This window comes from Thermococcus pacificus (assembly GCF_002214485.1).
GTDB lineage: Archaea > Methanobacteriota_B > Thermococci > Thermococcales > Thermococcaceae > Thermococcus > Thermococcus pacificus.
In genome coordinates, this window is sequence record NZ_CP015102.1 from 1,129,139 (window position 1) to 1,148,427 (window position 19,289).

Below are 19,289 nucleotides of genomic sequence, written 5' to 3' on the forward strand. Positions count from 1 at the left end.
GATGAAGGACAGAAAAAAGAGTGTGATGTTCCTTTCAGTTATCCTGTCCTATTATCTCGTGACCCGCCTCTGGGGAATCTCGTCTGCTATGAACGAGTATTTCGACTACGACGAGGGCACATACCTCATGATAGCCAGGTTCATCAACCACGGAGTGCTGCCTTACCGCGATATTTACGCGGTTCATCCACCTTTTTATTATTACCTTCTCGCCCTCTGGCTCCGCATTTTTGGAGACAGTTACGTCGTTGGAAGGCTCCTCTCCGTTTTTCTGGGACTTCTGGCTGTTCTAGTTGCTTACCTTGTAGGTAGAGAGCTTCGCGATTGGAAAACTGGAGTTCTCTTCTCGGCCGTTGTTGTTATGGATCCCATAATGGTTCACATGAACGGCCTCGTGTTTCACGAGACCACGATTGAGCTTTTCACTATGCTTTCCCTCTACTACTTCGTCAGATACGTAAAGCATAGAAACAGAAAGGATGCCCTCTGGTCACTCTTCTGGGTGGGAGTTGGAAGCACTTCCAAGTTCACGATACTACCCTATGCAGCTGCCCTTTACGTTGTTCTCATGCTCCTAATTGATGCCGAGACCGAATCCTACCTCGATGGCCTCGGCAGGGTTCTGCTCAACAGGGTTCAGGTTTTTCTTGTTCTTGTTGCCTACGGTATAATGTCCCTCCTCGTCGTGGGCGCGGTAATGCTTTACCCATCAGATGAGCTGAGACGCATCTTTATACTCCCCGGGGTGCATGGAATAGACGTTGTTGGGCACATCATTCCGGCTGGAATCTTTTTGGTAATCTGGGGCTTTCTGACCCTTTACGTCTTCAGGATATCTTACCTCAGAAAACTTGTGCGCTCTGTCCATCTGATTCTCAGGAACTTAAGAACAGCCCTTCAGTACCTTTTGGCTTTCCTGCTCCCCAAAGTTGTGATAGAGGGCATCCTGGGATTCGGTGTGAGTGGGGACTACCTTAACCAGACATATCTTGCCCAGGGTTCCAGGTATATTCCCTTAGCGGGGTTCTTTGACCTTTTCGCGGGTATTATTGAGGACTTCACGAACGAAAAGCCGGACTTCATTGTTTTTTACGTTCCCCTAATCTTTATCTTCACGGTTCTGCTCTTTTACTTCGGCAGAGGGGAGAAGCTAGAAAGGCCGTCTGTTGCAGGCCCTCTCTTAATTGTCTCCTCCGTTATGTACCTTCTCGCTTTCCCCGTAATTCCGAACATGAGGTTCCTCTATCCGATGGTGCTGACGGTATACCTGGCGTTTTTTGAATCTCTCCCGGACAGGCTTGAGAGGAAGAAGCTCATTGCTCTAGCTTTTGCAATTGCTCTGGTTTTTGGGGTAGCTGATTATGGGGTCGCCTACAACTACCGGAATGGAAAACTGCTCATCGCCTGGGCGGGCCACAGTAAAGACCTCAGGGACGATCTTGGCGAGTACATTCGAAACACAAACCTGCACGGGACGTATCTCTCGATTAACCCCTTTAACGCCTACTACCTACACCTCGGGATCGATCCGTACTGCCTTGACACCTTTGGGATCGTCTATATGGGGAACTCCAGCCGGCTTTGGGAGACCGCGAATAAAAGCGATTACATGCTTTTCAGCACGTGGATGTACGCAATAAGCAGGGAATCCAAAGTTTTTGAGAAAACCTTTGGAAAACTGAAGGAACGCGCAGTCGTGAACGGCTCGCTCCTCTACGCCGAGAGCTACGGCAAAAGAGACGTCATAGAGCTCTTCAGCAACTCCGGGGAGAAATCTCACGTGATAGGGTTTTCTTCCTTCCGCGGGAAGCTCCAGCTGTGGGTAAATGGGAGTGAGGTTGCCTACGTCTATCCTTCAGTCGGCAACGTCTCATACTCGTGGAGGGCAACCATCAAGAGGAACCCCAACGGAGAGTACGACCTCGTTTATTACTCCAAGGATGGGAATTCAATTGCAGTTCGTCTTTCCCGGGATGGAAATTCTCTAACGCTGTCTTTCCCTGTGGTTGTGAACCTGACTATAGAGTTTAAGGAGAATGCGGTGGCCATTCAGGACGGAAAGCTCCTCAGGGAAGGCACCCGGGGCAAGTTTGAGATTTTCTATCCCGAAGGGAGCTTTTCAGTGGAAGGCAATGGCACGATAATGGTGGTAACTTCATCAAAAGTTGTTCTACAATGCAGAGGGGTCAGAATTGAGGCGGAAAATTAATCAGCTGGAGTCCAGGCTTGAAGAGATTTCACTCCTTATTTTTTCGTTAAAGCGGTCTTCAGAAGACGAGAGGAAATCCGCAAGATTTTCGTGTTGCCGCTTAGCTACCCTTAAGTTGTAGATACTCCACGCAAGGATAATCAGAACCAGTGTCATAATAAGGAGGTATTCCACCGCTCCCTGGGCCCTTAGTCTTCCCATAACTTTGCCCCCAATACAAGAAAAGAAAAAGCAACTCGAAGTTATCATCAGTCGCTGAGAGCTTCGCTGAGCTCCTGACTGAGCTTGCTGTTAATTGCGCTCTGGCCCTGGTTGATAGTCGAACCAGTGCTCTCACCTGCGCCCCTGAGGTACCTTATGACAATGGCTATTATTATCAGGGCCGCTGCAATCATAAACAGGTACTCAATCGCACCCTGGGCTTTCCTCTTCATGTTATCCACCTCCAAAGGATTACTTCATATAATTTAGCAGTTTTTTGTCTTAAATACCTTTTTCCTTAATTTTGTCGAATTTCCCCTCAAAAATGGGGGTGCTGTGATTTTCATTAACCCCTCTGTAAAAGTACTGGAGAAAATACAAGCTAACACTAAGGTGGTCGTATTTTATACAATTCAGATTTAAAGCCCCCTGCGGGGTGTATTTTGCCACCGTCCTGACACCTTTGCCGGACAAGGTTTATATATTTTTAATCCAAAGGCTTTTGAGGAACCGCCATGGGCCTGGTCCATGTTTCCTGCGAGTCCGCCAGCGTTGAAGACTGCGTAAACGATTTCAGGAAGAAGCTAAAGGAATCTCTCCCCGTTTCTGGCTGTTATATAAAATCCGCGGAACTTAACCTTACGTTCGGTGCCTTCATGCACCTCTCTGCCATACTCCTCGTCGACACTTCCAGGTCCGGCGGCGGCGTGATCGTTGAGTACTCCACCGGCAGGAACAGAGAGGATGCCATTCAGAGGGTTCTTGAGAAAATCAACCCGGTTATTGAGGATGCAGAGGTGGTTTCTTTCAAGGTTGAAACCTATACAACGCCGGTCACCAGGAGGACTTACGCCGTCGGCGTCGCCGTCTACAACCTCTCACCCAGAAGCCACGGCCCCCTTACCGAAACCGCCGACAGGAGGAAGATACTGGCCCACGTTCTTTCTCTCTTCGACTACAATCCCAAGGTTCTGAACATATCGGAGCTGGCCAGGGTCTTTGGTGTCTCCAGGGATACTATCTACTACGACATCCAGAGGATCCTGGAGGAGAAGAAAAAGGAAGGGGATCACTTGACGTAGAGCGGGACCGGCGTTGCACAGAGGATGAATATCAGAACGGCCACTATGGCCAGCAGTTTTCTGCCCGTTGAAACAGGGGAAACCTCGTCCAGGGCCCCGGGGTTGCCGGCGCTTCCGATGAAGAGAACAAGAAGCCCCCAGATCAGCCACCCGCTCCAAAGGTAGCTCATGAGCAGAAGGCCGAAGGCTATCGCGAATGTGAAGTATCTGTGCGCCTTCTCCCCCATAAAGGCCCTCGCTATGTGTCCCCCGTCCAGCTGTGCCGCGGGGATCAGGTTCAGGAAAGTCACGAGTATGCCGACCCAGCCGGCTATAGCCACCGGGTGGAGAAAAACCGTGTAGTCCTCCCCCGACCCGATGCCGAGGACTAGCTTTTCCAGAACGCCAAAGAACAGGTTTGTCCCCATGTAGAGGTCCTCTCCAGTCTGAGGCACCATTGAGCTGGGCACGACAGCTGAAAGTCTTAGGCCTATCGCTGTGACGGGGATGGCGACGAGGATTCCGGCCAGTGGTCCGCTGACGCCGAGGTCTATGGCCGCGTTTCTAGTTGGAACCGGGGACTTCACCCTTATCACGGCGCCGAGGGTTCCGAGCATGCTGGGGAATGGTATGAAGTAAGGCATCGTCGCGCGGACGCCGTGGTATGCGGCGGCTATCTTGTGGCCGAGCTCGTGGGTTCCGAGGATGGCCATGACGCTTATCGAGAAAGCGAGGGCGTTGACGTAGGGGTTCCTTATTCCGGGCAGGTTGTACCTGTTGATCAGGTCTATGTAGCCGAGGGCGAGCCAGTAGCCGGCCAGGAAGGTCGTGATGATCGTGGCCATCAGGAACGCCCAAGGCAGCCAGGGGTTGTCAGGCTTGACCTCACCGGCCGGAAAGACGTAGAGGAGAACTTTACCCCCGCGCTTCTTCAGCGCCGCCCAGTACCCAAGCTCCTCAAGTTCGCGCAGAACCTTCTCGAAGTCCGGCTCGAGTATCTCCTTCACCTCGAAGACGAAGACGTTCCCCTCGCTCCCGCGCGGCTCCACGCTGTAGAACGAGTGCACCCTGGCCTCGACCTCCGGAGGGAGGAACAAACCGATGCGCGCCCATTCCGGTGCTTTCTCCTCCAGCATTTCTGCCTCGAAGCCGACCAGAACCATGTCGCCGCCGCAGGCCGGGCAGGCCCTCTCAAGGAGCGGCTCGTTGGAGTCGATGACCTCTCTGTGCCCGCAGTTAACGCACTCGTAAATTCCCCTAGGCATTTCTCCTCCCAAAGTGAAAGGGAGCAGGGGGTTAAAAACTCTATCCCTCAGATTCAATAACCTCCACTTCTCCCCTGTCGGCATCTACCCTAACTTTGGCCCCGCTCTTCAGCTTCGACACATCTACTCCATCGACCATCGGGATGCCCGAGATTATCGCCCCTGTTGCCACTATGGTTTCAGCCTCGCCAACGATTATCGCCTTTGGCGCCTTCCCGTTCTTCTTGAGGGCGTAGATGACGTAGGAGCCAACCGTTGAGCCCTTGCCCCTTGGGAACGCTAGTATCTTCCCCGCTATGCTCTGCCCCCTTATATCGCTCTCGGCATCAGTAATGATTCCGGTTTTCGGGTCAACTCCGCCGAGGAACGAGAGGGGCTTCTGCGAAACTATAAGCTCTCCCTCGGCCTTTCCGCCGACTATCTTTCTCCCTTTGAGCTTCATTCTCCCACCTCACGGGGCCTCTTTGATCAGGTTTTCAGCGTCGTCCAGCCTCACGTTAAACCCGAAGGAGCGGAAGTAGAAGGCACTCTTCCCACTGTTGGTGGCTATTCCGCGGTACCAGCCCTTTATTGGAGAGACAACGAAGCACGAATCTGCCATGATCTTCCCGTTGTAACGCTCTATGGTTTCAGTGTAGCCAAGTGCGTCCGCTAAAGCCTTAACCGCCCTGCTCGCGGTGATGAAGAGCGGTATCTTCAGAGGCCTCCCGCGCATTGCTAAAAGCTCCGCTATCTCCTTTATCTCGGGCAACGAGGCGTGGGGGCAGCCGATCAGGATCATGTCTATCCCGCTCCAGTCGTCGCTGAACTGCTCCTTGACAGCTCTGATATCCTCATCCTCGACCGTTACGGTTTCCAGCTTGTCCACTATCGCCCCCGTGTACTCCGGCGTCTCTCCCTCGACGTGGTAGAGGGCTATCGAGCCGCTCGCGGCCATGGCTGCGCCCATCTCTTTCAGGAACTCGGTCTTTTCGGGCTTTATCCCGCGCAGATAGGGCACGTCGTTTCCGAGGGTTCTGCCAAGGTGGTAGCCGAGGGCCGCATAATCGACGAAGGTCTTCACCTTTGCCTGGACGTCAACTATGACAGTGGCTTTTCTGTTCTCCTCCAGATGGAGGCCGTAGTTTGGGGTCTTACCGACTATAGCCGCTGCCAGGCTCGATGGGCCGCCCTCCCTGTTGGTTCTCGCCCCGATTATGGAGTTTGCAAAGATGACCGCCGAACTCTCGCTCCAGGCTATGTGGTCGCCGAACTTCGGCAGGTTCGCGCCGTAGTAGGGAGTGCAGGTTGAGGTAACCTCGATGCCCATCTCGCGGTAGAGGTTGAGAACCTCCGCCTGCTTCTCCATGAACTCCTCATCGCCTATTCCCGCGGGGTTTAGGGTTGTATAGACCGACACCTTCGCCCCGGCGTTTACAAAGTCACGCAGGAACTCAAGCCCCGCTTCGCCTATGTTCTTGTAGGAAACCCCCGCGACCTGGGCGCTCTTGATGGGTATGAGCCTGTCCGCACCGTAAATATCCCCGAGGGCTACGAGTATTTCCATCGCCTTCTGCAGTGCGTAGCCGTATTCACCGGCGAGAACAAGTTCCTCTTCCTTCGTGAGGTACATTCTACCACCATTGGGAATGGGTTTCCGGTTTTTTAAAGGTTTCACCAGCCATTAAAATGATACATAAAGTTGATTTTAGGCTGTTAAATGTCCGCATTGGGACAGAAAGCTTTATATATAGAAGAACAATACTCGAAGATTGACAACTAAATATGGTGATTTAGATGACTACTGCAAAGTTGGTATTGTTTACAGTTTTTTTTTGTTGCCGTGGCAGTAACTAGCGCGGTTAGCACGGGCCGTGTGGTAGCGTATGCACCAAGTTATGATGTGGTGCTTTCAGACAATGGGCCTGACTTTTATGCAACCACAACTGTAGGTATCTGGCCGTTCACATATCATTTCAAGATGGACGGCACATTAATGACGTTCTCGACATCTTGGTATGAGGGATCCGGGTACAGCTCTCTCGTTATCCCTTTCTTAGGGACATTCACCTTTGACATAGCTACTGCACACTTGACAAATAGTGCCGGGTTTGATCTCTTTAGAACGTACTCTCAGCCGGGATTTACGGATAGCTTTTACTACCCTTACCCGCGTGATAATGAAGGCGGCCCATCCTCGCATTTAACAGTCGGATGGCATTATGTTAACGTACAGGAGGAATGATGCATGAAGACGGTTTTATCGGTCTTTACTGTCCTTGTCGTGCTTGGGGCAGTGCTGGGAATGGCGTACGCGCTGGCGGAACCCCCCTCCACCGCGCAGGTGATCCGCTCGATAGACGAAATCCACAGGTACAACTTCACAAGAACCGTAACCTTCAGGCAGTACTATATGAATGCAACCAACACAAACAATACTCGCGAAGTCAAGAAAACCTTCGCATACACAGGAAAGGTCACCGCGACGGGTCAGGTTGACTTGGATAAAGGCGTGGTTATAGAGGAGGAGAAATTCTACGTAAACGGCAGTGCGGTCATGAATGGGCATGTGGTTGTTGACCTTAAGACCGGAGAGGTTTCAGGCAGCATCAAGCTGTTAGACGGTAGCGAGGTTGATGTCCTGACCTTCTGGAGGGAATACTTCGGGCTGTCAAGGGAGCAGGCACTGGCCATGTTCAGGGAAAACTTCCCATTGGTGTCCCTCAGGAGAATTTTGGAGAACTCTGAGGATGCAAGAATGGTTTCGGAGGGCGTTTCTCTCTCAACCAGGGTGCTTCAGGGGTTAGGTCTTGAAGACAAAACGTACGTGTATAGTGTAAAAACATCCTCCGGAAGGATGTGGACGCTTACCGTGGACAGTGAGGGGAGGCCTCTGGAGTTCGTCTCGGATGATGAAACTGCGAGGGTCGTGGTGGAAATTCAGCCGCTTGGCTGAACTACATTCCCTCCTTTGAGTTTAGGACTTTAGTGTGGCTTAGGCCACTATATCTATTTTCTTCCACACAATCTGGTCACTATGTTGTCAATTGCTAAAGAGAATCTTATTAACTTCCAGCAGGGAGTGGCACATGTTCGTGGACTCCATGGAAAGGCCTGTGAGGTTTGAGATGAAGAACGACGACATGAACATCGTGATCAGCATACCCCCCGAGGAGTGAGCCCTTTTCTCCAGTTTTGTTTTTTATTCCCCAGTGGAGCCCACATGCATCCGTAAGATTTATAAACCCTCACCAGCTCATTAAGAACGGGTCGAGCAGCGGGGTGGGGCAGCTAGGAGTGCCCGCCGGGCTCATAACCCGGAGGTCCGAGGTTCAAATCCTCGCCCCGCTACCAGCTTGTTTCTGTGCATTATAGCTCGCATGTGTTCTTCCAAGTCTCTTGTTGTTCATTGGGACGTTTTATATACAGCGAAAACTTTTTTATGCTTTCTATATTACCTTTCTTGGTAGTCATGAGGAAGATCAAAGACCTTTCGATCGAGGAACTTCAGAGGATAATGGATGAGGTAAAGGTTCTTCGTTCCCAGGGTCTCAGCTATGGGAAAATAGTTAAGTTCATCTCAGACGAGCATAATCTTAAGCTCTCGAAGGCAACTGTCATTCGGTGGTGCAAGGGAACGCATAATCCTTTCAACAGGATTCGTAATATTTCGTTGGAGCCATCACCTGAACTCGCGTATGTTATTGGTGTCTACTTGGGCGATGGTAGTGTGCATCTAAAAAGCAATGGGAGGTATGTCGTCAAACTTAAAGTCATTGATAAAGAATTCGCCGAAGCCTTTGCGAACGCTTTGAAAAAGCTGGGAATTGGAGTGACTATAGGATTCGAAAGGGATTCTACCCGCGTGGACAGGCACTACGTTGAGGGAAGTAACAAATCCCTGTTTCAACTCTTAACAGGTTCTCGGAAGAGACTGCTTTCTCTGGCGAGAAAATATCCGAGGGAATTTCTCAGGGGGTTCTTTGATAGTGAGGGATTCCCCGTGATATCCGCTGGAAAATCTTTCAAAGTGGAGGTTGCTGCAGTCAACTCGGATTTGGAGGTTTTGGAGTTTGCTCAGGAGGCTCTGGAAGAGTTGGGGATAAACTCTAAGATATCCAAGCTGTACTCAAGGGGACATAGGGTGGTTATCCGAGGTGAGGAGTACTCGTCAAACGTTGATATGTTCATCCTGCGAATTTTCCATTTTAACGATGTCCAGTTGTTTGCGGAGAAAGTCGGATTTACCGCGAGCCGGAAGTCTGAGAAGCTTCAAATGGCCATTGGGCTGAAGGGCAACTACCCGTCTGCCGAAGCTGTCAAGCTGTGGTTGAATGAATATGAGAAGGTTGGAAGAACCTACGTCAAGCGGGGCAAACCTTTTTAAATCCCTCCCCAATTCCCAACGCGAAGGGGCGGCTGGCGGGAGCTGGCCGTCACCGGGAGGTGTTCGTATGGCAAGGATACACGCGAGAAAGAGGGGTAAGTCTGGCTCAAAGAAGCCACCGAGGACCGCTCCGCCGACCTGGGTGGAGTACACGGCGGAGGAGGTCGAGGGACTCGTTATCAAGCTCAGGAAGGAAGGCTACAGCGCGGCCATGATAGGGACGATCCTCAGGGACCAGTACGGAATCCCGAGCGTCAAGCTCATTACCGGCAAGAAGATAACCAAGATCCTCGAGGAGAACGGCCTGGCCCCGGACATTCCGGAGGATCTCATGGCCCTCATCAGGAAGGCGGTCAACCTGAGAAAGCACCTCGAGCAGCACCCGAAGGACAAGCACTCCATGAGGGGCCTCCAGCTCACCGAGAGCAAGATCCGCAGACTTGTCAAGTACTACAGGAGAACCGGAAAGCTGCCGGCTAAGTGGCGCTACGATCCGGAGCAGGCCAAGCTCCTGGTCCGCTGATCCCTTTCCTTCTTCTTACCGGTGATGCCCCGTGGATAAGGGAGCCTTCTTGGAGCGGGCCAGGGAGGGCGCCGAGCTTATCAAGATGCACATCGAGTTAGGGCACACCATAAGGCTCATCTCCCACCGCGACGCGGACGGCATCACCGCCGGAGCCATTCTCGCCAAAGCCGTCGCCAGGGAAGGCGGCACTTTTCAGCTCAGCATCGTCAAGCAGGTCAGTGAAGACCTCATCAGGGAACTCGCGGAGGAACGGAGAGAGATCTACGTCTTCAGCGACCTCGGAAGCGGCTCGATGGAGCTCATAGAGAAGCACCTCGACTTTGCAACGGTTGTGGTTGCCGACCACCACCCGCCGGAGAAGGAGAGCTTTTCGAACGACTCCCACGTCCTCGTCAATCCCGTTCCCTTTGGGGCAAACAGCGTCCGCGATCTGAGCGGCTCGGGCGTTGCCTACTTCGTTGCCAAGGAAATGAACGAGAAGAACAGGGATTTAGCTTACATCGCTCTCGTTGGTTCCGTCGGGGACATGCAGGAGATCGACGGCACCTTCCACGGCATGAACCTTGACATCATCGAGGACGGCAAGGAACTGGGAATACTCGAGGTCAGGAAGGAGCTTCGCCTTTTTGGCAGGGAGAGCAGGCCGCTCCGGCAGATGTTGGCTTATTCCACCAACCCCGAACTTCCAGGCATAACAGGCGATGAGAGGAATGCCATAGAGTGGTTACGCTCTAAAGGCTTCGATCCCGACGTTCACTACTGGCAGCTTCGCGAGGAGGAGAAGCGGAAGCTCCATGACGCCCTCGTCATTCACCTCATAAAACACGGCGCCCCGAAGGAAGCCATTGACAGGCTCATCGGCGACGTTGTGGTGAGCCCGCTATACCCAGAGGGCGACCCGAGGCACGAGGCAAGGGAGTTCGCCACGCTCCTCAACGCCACCGGGAGACTGAACGCCGGGACGCTCGGCGTTGCAATCTGCCTCGGCGACGAGGATGCCTACAAGAAAGCTAAAAAGATGCTCGACGACTACAAGAGGGAGCAGATCGAGGCCAGGAAGTTCATAGTCCAGAACTGGAGCATGGCCGATGAAGGTGAGCACGCATACGTCTTCTACGCCGGCAAGAACATCCGCGATACGCTCGTGGGCATAGCGGCAAACATAGCGATAAACGCCGGCCTCGCCGACCCCGAGAAGCCCGTTGTGGTTATAGCGGACAGTGAGGAGGACGAGAACCTCGTCAAAGGCTCCGCAAGGACCACCGAGAAGGCCCTCGCCAAAGGCTACCACCTTGGGGAGGCCCTTAAGGAGGTCGCTGAAAAGCTCGGCGGGGAGGGCGGCGGACACGCCATAGCGGCCGGGATCCGCTTCCCGAAGGGCAGGATAGACGAGTTTATCCGGCTCTTCAACGAGGCTCTGGCAAAGCAGGTTGGGAGGGAAGGCAGTGAGGATTGAGGCCAGGGCGGAGATAGTCTGGCACTACGGTGACCCGGTGAAAGCTGAGGCAATAGCCGGGGCAGTACAGGTTGACAACGAGGGCATTCCGCCGGGCCTTAAGAAAAGTTTAAATGTGGTGTCCCTATCGGAAGATGGGGACGTCATAACAAAGGTTAAATACTCGGGTGAGATTGAAACACTCATCAAAGCGCTGGACGATTTGGTGTTTGCGGTCAAAATCGCTGAAGAAGCGTTGAACGTGTGAACTGGAGGTGTTAAGATGGCGAAAGGTAATCCGAGAAAGAGGGCTGCCGCTACCAAGGATAAGTGGAAGAGCAAGGAGTGGTACATCGTTTACGCTCCGGACTTCTTCGGGAGCAAGGAGATAGGACTCACCCCCGCTGACGAGCCGGAGAAGGTCATAGGAAGGGTCATCGAGACCACCCTCAAGGACCTCACCGGCGACTTCACCAAGGGCCAGGTCAAGCTCTACTTCCAGATCTACGACGTCAAGGGCCAGAACGCCTACACCAAGTTCAAGGGCCACAACCTCGCGAGAAGCTACATCCGCTCACTCGTCAGGAGGAGGACGACGAGGGTCGATGGCATATTCAACGTCACCACCAAGGATGGCTACAAGCTCCGCGTCATGGGCATGGTCATCGCCTACAGAAGGATACAGACCAGCCAGGAGAGGGCCATCCGCGAGATAATCAGGGAGATCATCTACAAGAAGGCTAGCGAACTGAACTTCAAGGACTTCGTCCTCGAGGCCGTCAGCGGCAAGATGGCGGCTGAGATCGCCAAGGAAGCCCGCAGGATATACCCGATCAAGAGGGCCGAGATCAGGAAGATCAAGGTCCTCGCCGAGCCGGAGGCCTGATGGCCTCTCAATTCCCCTATTCTCTCCCGACAGTTTTATTAAACTCCTCTTCTCGGCAGGCTTTTAAAGCCCCCACCAATTTCCTACCGGAGGTGCGGTCATGAAGTTCATCGTGAAAACGCAGAGGGGAATGGAAGGAGTCGCCGCTAACTACATCAGGGAGGCTCTCCCCAATTCGAAGGTTCAGGCATCGCCGCTGGGCTACTACGGACTCGTGATAGTTGAGAGCGACGATGAAAACGCTGTTGAGAAAATCCTTGAGATCCCCGAGGTGGAGCGTGTTATCCCCGTTCTGGTCGAGGTTCCGGCGGAGATTGAGGAGATAGTAAACGCCGCTGAGAATGTTGCCCCGTTCATAGGTGAGAACGAGACCTTTGCCGTGAAAACCAAGAGGCGTGGAAAGCACGGCTTTTCGAGCCTCGACGTCAACAGAAGCCTAGGCGCTAAGGTTCAGGAGCTCACCGGTGCGGATGTGAACCTCAGCTGGCCGGACAAGGTGGTTCAGGTCGAGATAATCGGCGATAAAGCTTACATCTCCGTCGTTCCAGGTGAAGAGTTCAGAAAGTTTACCCCCGACAAGATAGACGCCAGGGAGCTCTTCCGCAAGCTCACTGTAGTCCAGATGCCCTACTGGGGCGACTATAAAGCCTGCCGTTCCTTCGGCGAGAAGATAGGCAGGGCCGCACAGGCCTTTGAGGTCAAGGAGCTCATCATAGCACCAAAGGAGAAAATGGACGCCTTTGAACTGGCGGAGTTCATAAAGGGCGTGAAGATCGGCCAGGAGAGCAGGCACCAGATTCAGAGGGAGGCCTACCCCTGGAAGGTCGAGAAGGTTCCGGTTTCAGTATGGGACCTCTACCAGGTCGTCCGCGACAAGAGGAGGGCCAAGAGGCTGCTCATAATCACAGACCCCAAGGGGCCGACGCTGGCCGAGGTTAAGGATAACCTCGCGAGGGACATGTTCCACGCGAAGGAAATCATAGTCTTCGTTGGTTCACGGGAGGGCATCCCGCGCGGCCTCTTCCGGTTCGCGGACTACGTGGTTGACCTGGCTCCATATATGACGTTCGCAACGGAACACGGCATTCCAGCGGCACTGGTCTCGCTCTGGGAAGTCTATGAAGAGTATTTGAGGAGCAGGGAGAAGGAGTGATTTTTGGCCTCTTCAGTTTTAATTTTCAGTTCTATGATTGGAGTTTTGAGCCGGCGTCAGACCCTAAGGTCGTCCTCACCGCTCGGGAATCCGCCGTAGTCATCATCCGCCGGATAAGGGATCATCTTCGGGGTGGAACATCACACAATCAGATAAAAGAGGCCGGCGCCTATTATGCCGCCGAGGAGAGAGGCTAGGAAGTTCGTGGAGTTGTTGTCCGTCACCCCCCTGTTCTCCAGGGTCGCACCGATGATGCTGTCAATGTTGGCTCCGAGGAAGCCGCCTGCCGTAACCGCAAGGAGCATCTGGGTTTTGTAGCAGGTCAGGGGGAGCGCTAAGAGCGCTATCATCAGCGCCCCTATTATGGCAAACAGCTCTCCCGCCCAGGAGACTGCCCCATTGGTGCCAGGTCTGGTGGGTCTGAGGTCGGTTATAAGCCTCGGGGTCTTCCCGAAAACCTTTCCAAGCTCGCTCGCTAGCGTGTCGCCGTTGGCCGTGGCTATGGCCGCGAATGTAGCCGCCCAGAACACATCCCTCTGGGAGATGTACTCAAAGATCAGGAAAATAACCGCGGCAAGACCGTTTCCGAGGACGTTGCCCCAGCTCCTAACCCCGTTTCCCTCCTGCGCCACACCCAGTCTCGCTTTCTCCCTGAACCTGTACTTTGTAGCCAGAACTCCTGCTACCACAAAGACCAGCATGGCCAGAAACGGGTACACGCCGCCAAGCTCTATGACGGCGAGCCCAAGAACCGCCGCGGCCACCGCACCCCTGGCGTCGAGGGCCCTGAGACGGTATGCACTGAGCCCAAGCCCTGCAACCACTGCCACTTCCAAGGCAATCCTCTCGAGCATTCCTGTCACCTGGGAGAACTCCAGAGGCTCGCTTATTATTCTTTCCCTCGGCGGTTGACGAAGGAGATAAAGGAAATCAAAGAACCTCGAACTTGACTGTGTCCGTGATGAAGGTAATATCGAGCTTATCTATCTCCGGGATCTTCCTGGTGACCTCAGCTATCATCTTCTCGAGCTCCTTCATGTCCTTGGGGCCGACAACATGAATGACGAGGTTATGGGTGCCGAGCGCGCGCTGGACGACCTTGACGTTCTCGTCCTCAACCAGTATATGAATGATTTCGTCTATGTTGACTGTGGGCTTGACCGTTATCCCGAGTATCACATGTATGTAGCCGAGTGCGTCGTAGTCCGGGATGACCGTGTATTTCTTTATGACTCCATTCCTTTCGAGGCGGTCCATCCTCCTCGATATCCTCTGCCTTGTGGTGCCGAGAATCTCGGCGAGCTCTTTGTAAGTAAGCCTGGCGTTCCTCGAGAGGAGCTTCAATATGCGGATATCGATACTGGTTATTTTATCCGCCATCCTGTCACCCCCACTATTTCTTAACCCAAGTTGAGTGACGAGTTATAAAAATGTTTCTATATTTTGGACTATCTCTAACCATTCGGTCACACCAATTGACCCTGCCCCCTTAAAACTTGGCCATACTCCAGAACTAAATGACATAATTGGGGGAAGTTATCTCTGGACAACCTGATGTCGTTCTTCCCATCTATTTTTGTCTCTGATGCGGTACTTCTCCACGCTTTCCGCCAGTGCCTCCAGGATGTCGACCCCGTAGTAGTTAGCGATGCACGTTAGGGCAAATAGCACGTCCCCAAGCTCTTCCTTCAGGTGCTCAGGGCTTCTCTCCCCCTTTACCCCCTCGACCTTTAAAAGCTCGTCCGCCAGCTCCCCGACTTCTTCCACCAGCGCGGCAAGCATCTCGAACGGCTTCCAGTAGCCCCCCAGCTCCTTCACCAGCTCGTCAACTTTGGCCTGGTGCTCGTTCATAACTCACACCAGCTCCGAGGTGACCCTCTGGAGATACCTTTCGAGTACCTCCTTGTTTGTTCTATAGAAGCGCATCTTGCCCTCTTTCCGCACCTCGATCAGGCCAAGGGAGCGGAGCGTTCTGAGGTGGTGGCTGATGAGGGTCTGGTCCTGATCGAGGGCCGAGGCTATTACACACACGCACAGCCAGTTGTCCTTGAGGAGCTTGAGTATCTTGAGCCTCAGGGGATTCGATACCGCCTTCAGGAACTTTACAATGTCTTCCTCAACCTCAGCATCGATCTCCTTGTCAATGCAGGGTATGCCGCAGGTCTCCTTGCACCGCATCACGGTTTTCTTCTGCTTCTCATCAAGTTTTTCAAGGATGTCCCTCACCTTCATGCTCAACACCCAAGACCCTATCAACTTTCACCTTTTAAGAATTTTCATATGAACGGTCATTTTTGCCGGCGCACTACTCCACAACCTCTATCCTAACCTCCTCACCGTTGCTGAGGTATGCCCTGACGTCCTCCTCCGTGAAGGGGTATGCAATTATCAGGTGAACACCGCCGAACTTAGAGAAGAAGTGCAGGTCGGCCCTGGAGGGCCGGGGACTTGGACCCGGGTGCGAGTGCACGGTTCCCTTTATGCTCTCGTCGTAGGGGAGCATCCATGTGTCAAAGAACGCAGAGCTCCTTCCGAAGTGTGGGTTTGGGGCTATGAGGATCTCCTCAAACACACCGTCCTTCTCCCTGAGGAATCCCGCGAACTCGTTCGGATAGAAATCGCGGGCAAGCTCAAGCAGATATTCCAGCAGTTCCCTTCTTATTCTCACAACATCCACGCTTTCACCTTCCTCGTTTTGAAAAACAAAATGACAGGTGCAGTATCACAGGGCTGCTATGGCCTCTATCTCCACTTTAACTCCCTTGGGGAGCTTTGAGACCTCAACCACAGCTCTAGCGGGCTTTGAGTGCCCGAAGTACTCCTCGTAGATTTCGTTGAACTCAGCGTAGTCGTTCATGTCCGATAGGTAGACTGTAACCTTGACGACGTCGTCCACCGTTGCTCCCGCGGCTTCGAGCACCTCAACGAGGTTGTCTATGGCCTGCCTAGCCTGCTCCCTGATGTCACCCTTGACGATCTCGCCGGTCTCGGGGTCGATGGGTATCTGGCCGGAGACGAATATGAGTCTATCTGGGTTGTGAACGGCTATCGCCTGGCTGTACGGCCCTATCGGCTTGGGGGCGTTCTCAGTATACACCACAGTTTTCTTCACCATTGCCATCACCTCCACCAATTAATATACCAAAAGTTATTAAAAATCTTTCGAGGTGCTGGCAGGAACTCCAGCCGGGAATAAGTAAAGGACGAAAAGAAAGCCCATCCAACCTGCCGTCCGGCCCATGTTGCTTATGCAAATGGGTCAGCGAAGCGAAGAGTCCTCATCGGTTCCCCTCGGGTGTCCTCGGCCTCATCATCCCAGCTTCATGCACGTTCGTCAGGGCCTTTTCACTTCTTCTCAAGGTACTTCTCAAGGCTCTTGGCCGGAACGTCGAACGGAATACCTACCTTCTCAAGGGCCTTTCTCAGGGCGTAGACCCTTGCGTGCTCGATAAAGTGGTCGGGCGCGTAGTTCTCGGCAGGGAAGTGCCTGTACTTCTCGACGACTGTGGGGATGTCGGCCTTTGTGACCTTCTTGAACTCGCCGAACCAGGTGTCGATACCATCAACATCGATGCCCGCGTAGACCGGCAGCTTGAGCGTGATGCTCTCGTTTATGCTAGCGAGGAGCCTCGCCACGTCGGCCATCGGCGTTTTGTCGTCGATTATGAGCCTCCTGACTGCCCTCCACGGGCCGTGCTCCGCGCTGAGATGGAAAGCAGTGAAGTTGACGTGGTCCTCGCTGTAGGGGAAGACTATCCTGACTTCCGTGAGGGGCCCTTCGGGGTAATCCACAGGAACTTTCCTCGAGAGAACCTCTCTGGCGAGGACGGCCTTGGCAACGTCAGTGAGGAGCTTCTTGAGCTTCTTATCCTCTTCAAAGACGAGCCCACCGAGTTTCCTCGCGGTTCCCGGAGACTTAAGCGCCACCACAGCGTCGGCGAGGTTCTTCTTGGCGAGTTCCTCCGCGAGGCTCATTATGCCCGCGACGTTCATGACCTCCGTAAGGTACTCCGGTATCTTCGCGTTCACCGTGTTGGCGACGCTGGCTATAAAGTGGGCAACCTTCTCGTCCTCCATGTCGAGGAGCCTGTCAGCCACCTTCCAGCTCCCGTGATGGGCCGTAAACACTATCTGATCCTCAACCTTCATCGCTTCCACCACCAACCATTGATTAACGAACTATTTTAGCTTTTTCTTGGCGTCCTCAAAAAAGTTATAAATCGCCTCGAGCATCCAGACTTAGAGAAAGAAAGAGGGAAGCAAAATGGGGGACGAAGAAAAGGTTGGAGAGGCACTGGCCCCCAAGGAATACGGTGAGAGCCTGGAGCTGGGCGTTGAGTTCAGCACCACAGAGGAGATAAAGGTTCCCGAGAAGCTCATAGACCAGGTCATCGGCCAAGAGCACGCTGTAGAGGTCATAAAGACCGCGGCCAATCAGAAGAGACATGTTCTTCTCATCGGAGAGCCTGGAACGGGCAAGTCGATGCTCGGTCAGGCAATGGCGGAACTCCTTCCAACGGAGAACCTTGAGGACGTGCTCGTCTTCCCCAACCCCGAGGACGAGAACATGCCCAAGATAAAGACAGTCCCGGCCTGCCAGGGCAGAAGGATAGTCGAGAGGTATCGCGAGAAGGCAAAGGGGCAGGAGAACATCAAGTCCTACATCCTGCTCTTTGTCATGTTCATGGTGATGATGGCCATCTTCATGGAACCCAGTGCCACGACCATCCTCCTGGGCATCTTCGTCGTCATCATGACCATGGTGGCCCTCTCCAACATGCGCTTCAGGAACTCGGTTCTGATCCCAAAGCTCCTCATCGACAACTGCGGCAGAACCAAGGCACCGTTCATCGACGCAACCGGGGCACACGCCGGAGCGCTCCTCGGCGATGTCAGGCACGACCCGTTCCAGAGCGGTGGCCTCGGGACGCCGGCCCACGAGCGCGTTGAGCCCGGCATGATACACCGCGCCCACAAGGGCGTCCTCTTCATCGATGAGATAGCGACGCTCAGCCTCAAGATGCAGCAGAGCCTGCTCACAGCGATGCAGGAGAAAAAGTTCCCGATAACCGGCCAGAGCGAGATGTCGAGCGGTGCCATGGTGAGAACCGAGCCGGTTCCGTGCGACTTCATACTCGTCGCGGCCGGAAACCTCGACACGATAGACAAGATGCACCCGGCTTTGCGCTCCCGCATTAGGGGCTACGGTTACGAGGTCTACATGAGAACAACCATGCCCGACACGCTCGAGAACAGGAAGAAGCTCGTTCAGTTCGTCGCCCAGGAGGTAGTTAGGGACGGCAAGATACCGCACTTTACGAGGGACGCCGTTGAGGAAATCGTGAGGGAAGCACAGAAGAGGGCCGGAAGAAAGGGCCACCTCACGCTCCGCCTCAGGGACCTCGGCGGAATCGTCAGGGCCGCTGGGGACATAGCCGTCAAAAAGGGCAAGAAGTACGTTGAGCGCGAGGACGTCCTCGAGGCAATCAGAATGGCAAAGCCGCTCGAAAAGCAGCTCGCCGACTGGTACATCGAGAACAAGAAGGAATACCAGGTCATTAGGACCGAAGGAAGCCAGGTAGGGCGTGTCAACGGTCTCGCCGTCATAGGTGAGCAGAGCGGTATAGTGTTGCCCATTGAAGCAGTCGTTGCCCCGGCGGCGAGCAAGGAAGAGGGCAAGATAATAGTAACAGGAAAACTCGGTGAGATAGCGAAGGAGGCAGTGCAGAACGTCTCGGCGATAATCAAGCGCTACAAGGGCGAGGACATAAGCCGCTACGACATCCACGTTCAGTTCCTCCAGACCTACGAGGGCGTTGAAGGTGACTCGGCGAGCATAAGCGTCGCCACCGCGGTCATCTCGGCCCTCGAGGGGATACCGATAAGACAGGACGTTGCCATGACCGGTTCGCTGAGCGTTCTCGGCGAGGTACTCCCGATAGGCGGTGCGACGCCGAAGATAGAGGCCGCTATCGAGGCGGGCATAAAGACCGTTATAATCCCCAAGGCAAATGAGAAGGATGTCTTCCTCAGCAAGGACAAGGCGGAGAGGATAGAGATATTCCCGGTCGAGACCATCGACCAGGTGCTCGAGATAGCCCTAGAGGACAACGAAAAGAAGAGGGAGCTCCTCAAACGCATAAGGGAGGCCCTTCCACTTTCTATTTGAAGCTCTTCTATTCTTCTT

General features: G+C 53.7%; 22 protein-coding genes and 1 tRNA gene. 11 read left to right on the forward strand and 12 right to left on the reverse strand.

The genetic code is table 11. The annotated features are described in order from the left end of the window. Nucleotide 1 precedes the first annotated feature (1 nt). Nucleotides 2-2,209, forward strand: coding sequence for a glycosyltransferase family 39 protein (locus A3L08_RS06330; protein ID WP_157721592.1), 2,208 nt, complete (start codon nt 2-4; stop codon nt 2,207-2,209). On the opposite strand, the gene A3L08_RS06335 is transcribed toward A3L08_RS06330, so the two are convergent. Both A3L08_RS06335 and A3L08_RS06340 read right to left on the reverse strand, forming a co-directional pair. Continuing rightward, nucleotides 2,210-2,410: a class III signal peptide-containing protein gene (locus tag A3L08_RS06335; RefSeq protein WP_088854216.1), complete on the reverse strand. Its 201-nt coding sequence runs from the start codon at nt 2,408-2,410 to the stop codon at nt 2,210-2,212. A 47-nt stretch (nt 2,411-2,457) separates the two neighbouring features. Continuing rightward, nucleotides 2,458-2,643, reverse strand: coding sequence for a class III signal peptide-containing protein (locus A3L08_RS06340; protein WP_088854217.1), 186 nt, complete (start codon nt 2,641-2,643; stop codon nt 2,458-2,460). Nucleotides 2,644-2,925: 282 nt separating this feature from the next. On the opposite strand from A3L08_RS06340, the gene A3L08_RS06345 reads away from it, so the two are divergent. After that, a complete protein-coding gene (locus A3L08_RS06345; protein WP_088854218.1) occupies nt 2,926-3,492 on the forward strand; it encodes a BglG family transcription antiterminator in 567 nt (188 codons plus the stop codon). Here the strand turns inward: A3L08_RS06345 and A3L08_RS06350 are convergent. The 3 genes from A3L08_RS06350 to A3L08_RS06360 are packed head-to-tail and all read right to left on the reverse strand — an operon-like array spanning nt 3,480 to nt 6,348. After that, a complete protein-coding gene (locus tag A3L08_RS06350; RefSeq protein ID WP_088854219.1) occupies nt 3,480-4,736 on the reverse strand; it encodes a site-2 protease family protein in 1,257 nt (418 codons plus the stop codon). The genes A3L08_RS06345 and A3L08_RS06350 overlap by 13 nt on opposite strands. Nucleotides 4,737-4,776: 40 nt before the next feature. Further along, the gene (locus A3L08_RS06355) at nt 4,777-5,178 is read right to left on the reverse strand and encodes a DUF126 domain-containing protein (RefSeq protein ID WP_088854220.1); all 402 of its coding nucleotides are present in this window, start codon (nt 5,176-5,178) and stop codon (nt 4,777-4,779) included. 9 nt (nt 5,179-5,187) lie between these two features. Continuing rightward, a complete protein-coding gene (locus tag A3L08_RS06360; protein WP_088854221.1) occupies nt 5,188-6,348 on the reverse strand; it encodes an aconitase X catalytic domain-containing protein in 1,161 nt (386 codons plus the stop codon). 672 nt (nt 6,349-7,020) lie between these two features. On the opposite strand from A3L08_RS06360, the gene A3L08_RS06365 reads away from it, so the two are divergent. The 8 genes from A3L08_RS06365 (at nt 7,021) to A3L08_RS06400 (ending at nt 13,102) form a co-directional block, all read left to right on the forward strand. After that, complete coding sequence (locus A3L08_RS06365) at nt 7,021-7,671, forward strand: hypothetical protein (RefSeq protein ID WP_157721593.1); 651 nt, start codon at nt 7,021-7,023, stop codon at nt 7,669-7,671. Between the two features lie 320 nt (nt 7,672-7,991). Then, nucleotides 7,992-8,069 (forward strand) — tRNA-Met (locus A3L08_RS06370). Nucleotides 8,070-8,187: 118 nt separating this feature from the next. After that, nucleotides 8,188-9,102, forward strand: a complete 915-nt coding sequence (locus A3L08_RS06375) for an LAGLIDADG family homing endonuclease (protein WP_232461784.1) — start codon at nt 8,188-8,190, stop codon at nt 9,100-9,102. 67 nt (nt 9,103-9,169) lie between these two features. After that, nucleotides 9,170-9,625: a 30S ribosomal protein S15 gene (locus A3L08_RS06380; RefSeq protein WP_088854223.1), complete on the forward strand. Its 456-nt coding sequence runs from the start codon at nt 9,170-9,172 to the stop codon at nt 9,623-9,625. Between the two features lie 31 nt (nt 9,626-9,656). Then, the gene (locus A3L08_RS06385) at nt 9,657-11,084 is read left to right on the forward strand and encodes a DHHA1 domain-containing protein (protein ID WP_088854224.1); all 1,428 of its coding nucleotides are present in this window, start codon (nt 9,657-9,659) and stop codon (nt 11,082-11,084) included. Next, on the forward strand, nt 11,074-11,331 hold the full coding sequence (locus A3L08_RS06390; RefSeq protein WP_088854225.1) for a KEOPS complex subunit Pcc1: 258 nt from the start codon (nt 11,074-11,076) through the stop codon (nt 11,329-11,331). Before A3L08_RS06385 ends, A3L08_RS06390 begins: the two co-directional genes overlap by 11 nt. Before the next feature lie 15 nt (nt 11,332-11,346). Further along, nucleotides 11,347-11,949 carry a 30S ribosomal protein S3ae gene (locus tag A3L08_RS06395; protein WP_088854226.1) on the forward strand — a complete coding sequence of 201 codons (603 nt, stop codon included), beginning with the start codon at nt 11,347-11,349 and terminating at the stop codon, nt 11,947-11,949. Between the two features lie 100 nt (nt 11,950-12,049). Further along, complete coding sequence (locus tag A3L08_RS06400) at nt 12,050-13,102, forward strand: SPOUT family RNA methylase (protein ID WP_088854227.1); 1,053 nt, start codon at nt 12,050-12,052, stop codon at nt 13,100-13,102. A gap of 140 nt (nt 13,103-13,242) precedes the next feature. On the opposite strand, the gene A3L08_RS06405 is transcribed toward A3L08_RS06400, so the two are convergent. From A3L08_RS06405 to A3L08_RS06435, 7 genes are all read right to left on the reverse strand, one after another. Next, on the reverse strand, nt 13,243-13,956 hold the full coding sequence (locus A3L08_RS06405; protein ID WP_088854228.1) for a DUF92 domain-containing protein: 714 nt from the start codon (nt 13,954-13,956) through the stop codon (nt 13,243-13,245). 76 nt (nt 13,957-14,032) lie between these two features. Continuing rightward, nucleotides 14,033-14,482 carry an Lrp/AsnC family transcriptional regulator gene (locus A3L08_RS06410; RefSeq protein ID WP_088854229.1) on the reverse strand — a complete coding sequence of 150 codons (450 nt, stop codon included), beginning with the start codon at nt 14,480-14,482 and terminating at the stop codon, nt 14,033-14,035. A 156-nt stretch (nt 14,483-14,638) separates the two neighbouring features. Beyond that, on the reverse strand, nt 14,639-14,953 hold the full coding sequence (locus A3L08_RS06415; protein WP_088854230.1) for a MazG nucleotide pyrophosphohydrolase domain-containing protein: 315 nt from the start codon (nt 14,951-14,953) through the stop codon (nt 14,639-14,641). Nucleotides 14,954-14,956: 3 nt separating this feature from the next. Further along, nucleotides 14,957-15,334 (reverse strand): ArsR/SmtB family transcription factor, encoded by a 378-nt coding sequence (locus A3L08_RS06420; RefSeq protein WP_088854231.1) that lies wholly within the window; start codon nt 15,332-15,334, stop codon nt 14,957-14,959. Nucleotides 15,335-15,407: 73 nt separating this feature from the next. Further along, nucleotides 15,408-15,779, reverse strand: coding sequence for a Mov34/MPN/PAD-1 family protein (locus tag A3L08_RS06425; protein WP_088854232.1), 372 nt, complete (start codon nt 15,777-15,779; stop codon nt 15,408-15,410). Between the two features lie 45 nt (nt 15,780-15,824). Continuing rightward, a complete protein-coding gene (locus tag A3L08_RS06430) occupies nt 15,825-16,223 on the reverse strand; it encodes a RidA family protein (protein ID WP_232461785.1) in 399 nt (132 codons plus the stop codon). A 224-nt stretch (nt 16,224-16,447) separates the two neighbouring features. Continuing rightward, nucleotides 16,448-17,251, reverse strand: a complete 804-nt coding sequence (locus A3L08_RS06435; RefSeq protein WP_088854234.1) for a DUF2666 family protein — start codon at nt 17,249-17,251, stop codon at nt 16,448-16,450. A gap of 115 nt (nt 17,252-17,366) precedes the next feature. On the opposite strand from A3L08_RS06435, the gene lonB reads away from it, so the two are divergent. After that, nucleotides 17,367-19,271: an ATP-dependent protease LonB gene (gene lonB / locus A3L08_RS06440; RefSeq protein WP_088854235.1), complete on the forward strand. Its 1,905-nt coding sequence runs from the start codon at nt 17,367-17,369 to the stop codon at nt 19,269-19,271. The last annotated feature ends 18 nt before the right edge of the window (nt 19,272-19,289 follow it).

Coding starts and splice junctions, on each gene's coding strand:
- A3L08_RS06380 (WP_088854223.1), top strand. CDS start 9,170: ATGGCAAGGATACACGCGAGAAAGAGGGGTAAGTCTGGCTCAAAGAAG.
- A3L08_RS06365 (WP_157721593.1), top strand. CDS start 7,021: ATGGCGTACGCGCTGGCGGAACCCCCCTCCACCGCGCAGGTGATCCGC.
- A3L08_RS06340 (WP_088854217.1), bottom strand. CDS start 2,643: ATGAAGAGGAAAGCCCAGGGTGCGATTGAGTACCTGTTTATGATTGCA.
- A3L08_RS06415 (WP_088854230.1), bottom strand. CDS start 14,953: ATGAACGAGCACCAGGCCAAAGTTGACGAGCTGGTGAAGGAGCTGGGG.
- lonB (WP_088854235.1), top strand. CDS start 17,367: ATGGGGGACGAAGAAAAGGTTGGAGAGGCACTGGCCCCCAAGGAATAC.
- A3L08_RS06400 (WP_088854227.1), top strand. CDS start 12,050: ATGAAGTTCATCGTGAAAACGCAGAGGGGAATGGAAGGAGTCGCCGCT.
- A3L08_RS06375 (WP_232461784.1), top strand. CDS start 8,188: ATGAGGAAGATCAAAGACCTTTCGATCGAGGAACTTCAGAGGATAATG.
- A3L08_RS06355 (WP_088854220.1), bottom strand. CDS start 5,178: ATGAAGCTCAAAGGGAGAAAGATAGTCGGCGGAAAGGCCGAGGGAGAG.
- A3L08_RS06350 (WP_088854219.1), bottom strand. CDS start 4,736: ATGCCTAGGGGAATTTACGAGTGCGTTAACTGCGGGCACAGAGAGGTC.
- A3L08_RS06335 (WP_088854216.1), bottom strand. CDS start 2,410: ATGGGAAGACTAAGGGCCCAGGGAGCGGTGGAATACCTCCTTATTATG.
- A3L08_RS06435 (WP_088854234.1), bottom strand. CDS start 17,251: ATGAAGGTTGAGGATCAGATAGTGTTTACGGCCCATCACGGGAGCTGG.
- A3L08_RS06405 (WP_088854228.1), bottom strand. CDS start 13,956: ATGCTCGAGAGGATTGCCTTGGAAGTGGCAGTGGTTGCAGGGCTTGGG.
- A3L08_RS06360 (WP_088854221.1), bottom strand. CDS start 6,348: ATGTACCTCACGAAGGAAGAGGAACTTGTTCTCGCCGGTGAATACGGC.
- A3L08_RS06420 (WP_088854231.1), bottom strand. CDS start 15,334: ATGAAGGTGAGGGACATCCTTGAAAAACTTGATGAGAAGCAGAAGAAA.
- A3L08_RS06410 (WP_088854229.1), bottom strand. CDS start 14,482: ATGGCGGATAAAATAACCAGTATCGATATCCGCATATTGAAGCTCCTC.
- A3L08_RS06330 (WP_157721592.1), top strand. CDS start 2: ATGAAGGACAGAAAAAAGAGTGTGATGTTCCTTTCAGTTATCCTGTCC.
- A3L08_RS06430 (WP_232461785.1), bottom strand. CDS start 16,223: ATGGCAATGGTGAAGAAAACTGTGGTGTATACTGAGAACGCCCCCAAG.
- A3L08_RS06395 (WP_088854226.1), top strand. CDS start 11,347: ATGGCGAAAGGTAATCCGAGAAAGAGGGCTGCCGCTACCAAGGATAAG.
- A3L08_RS06345 (WP_088854218.1), top strand. CDS start 2,926: ATGGGCCTGGTCCATGTTTCCTGCGAGTCCGCCAGCGTTGAAGACTGC.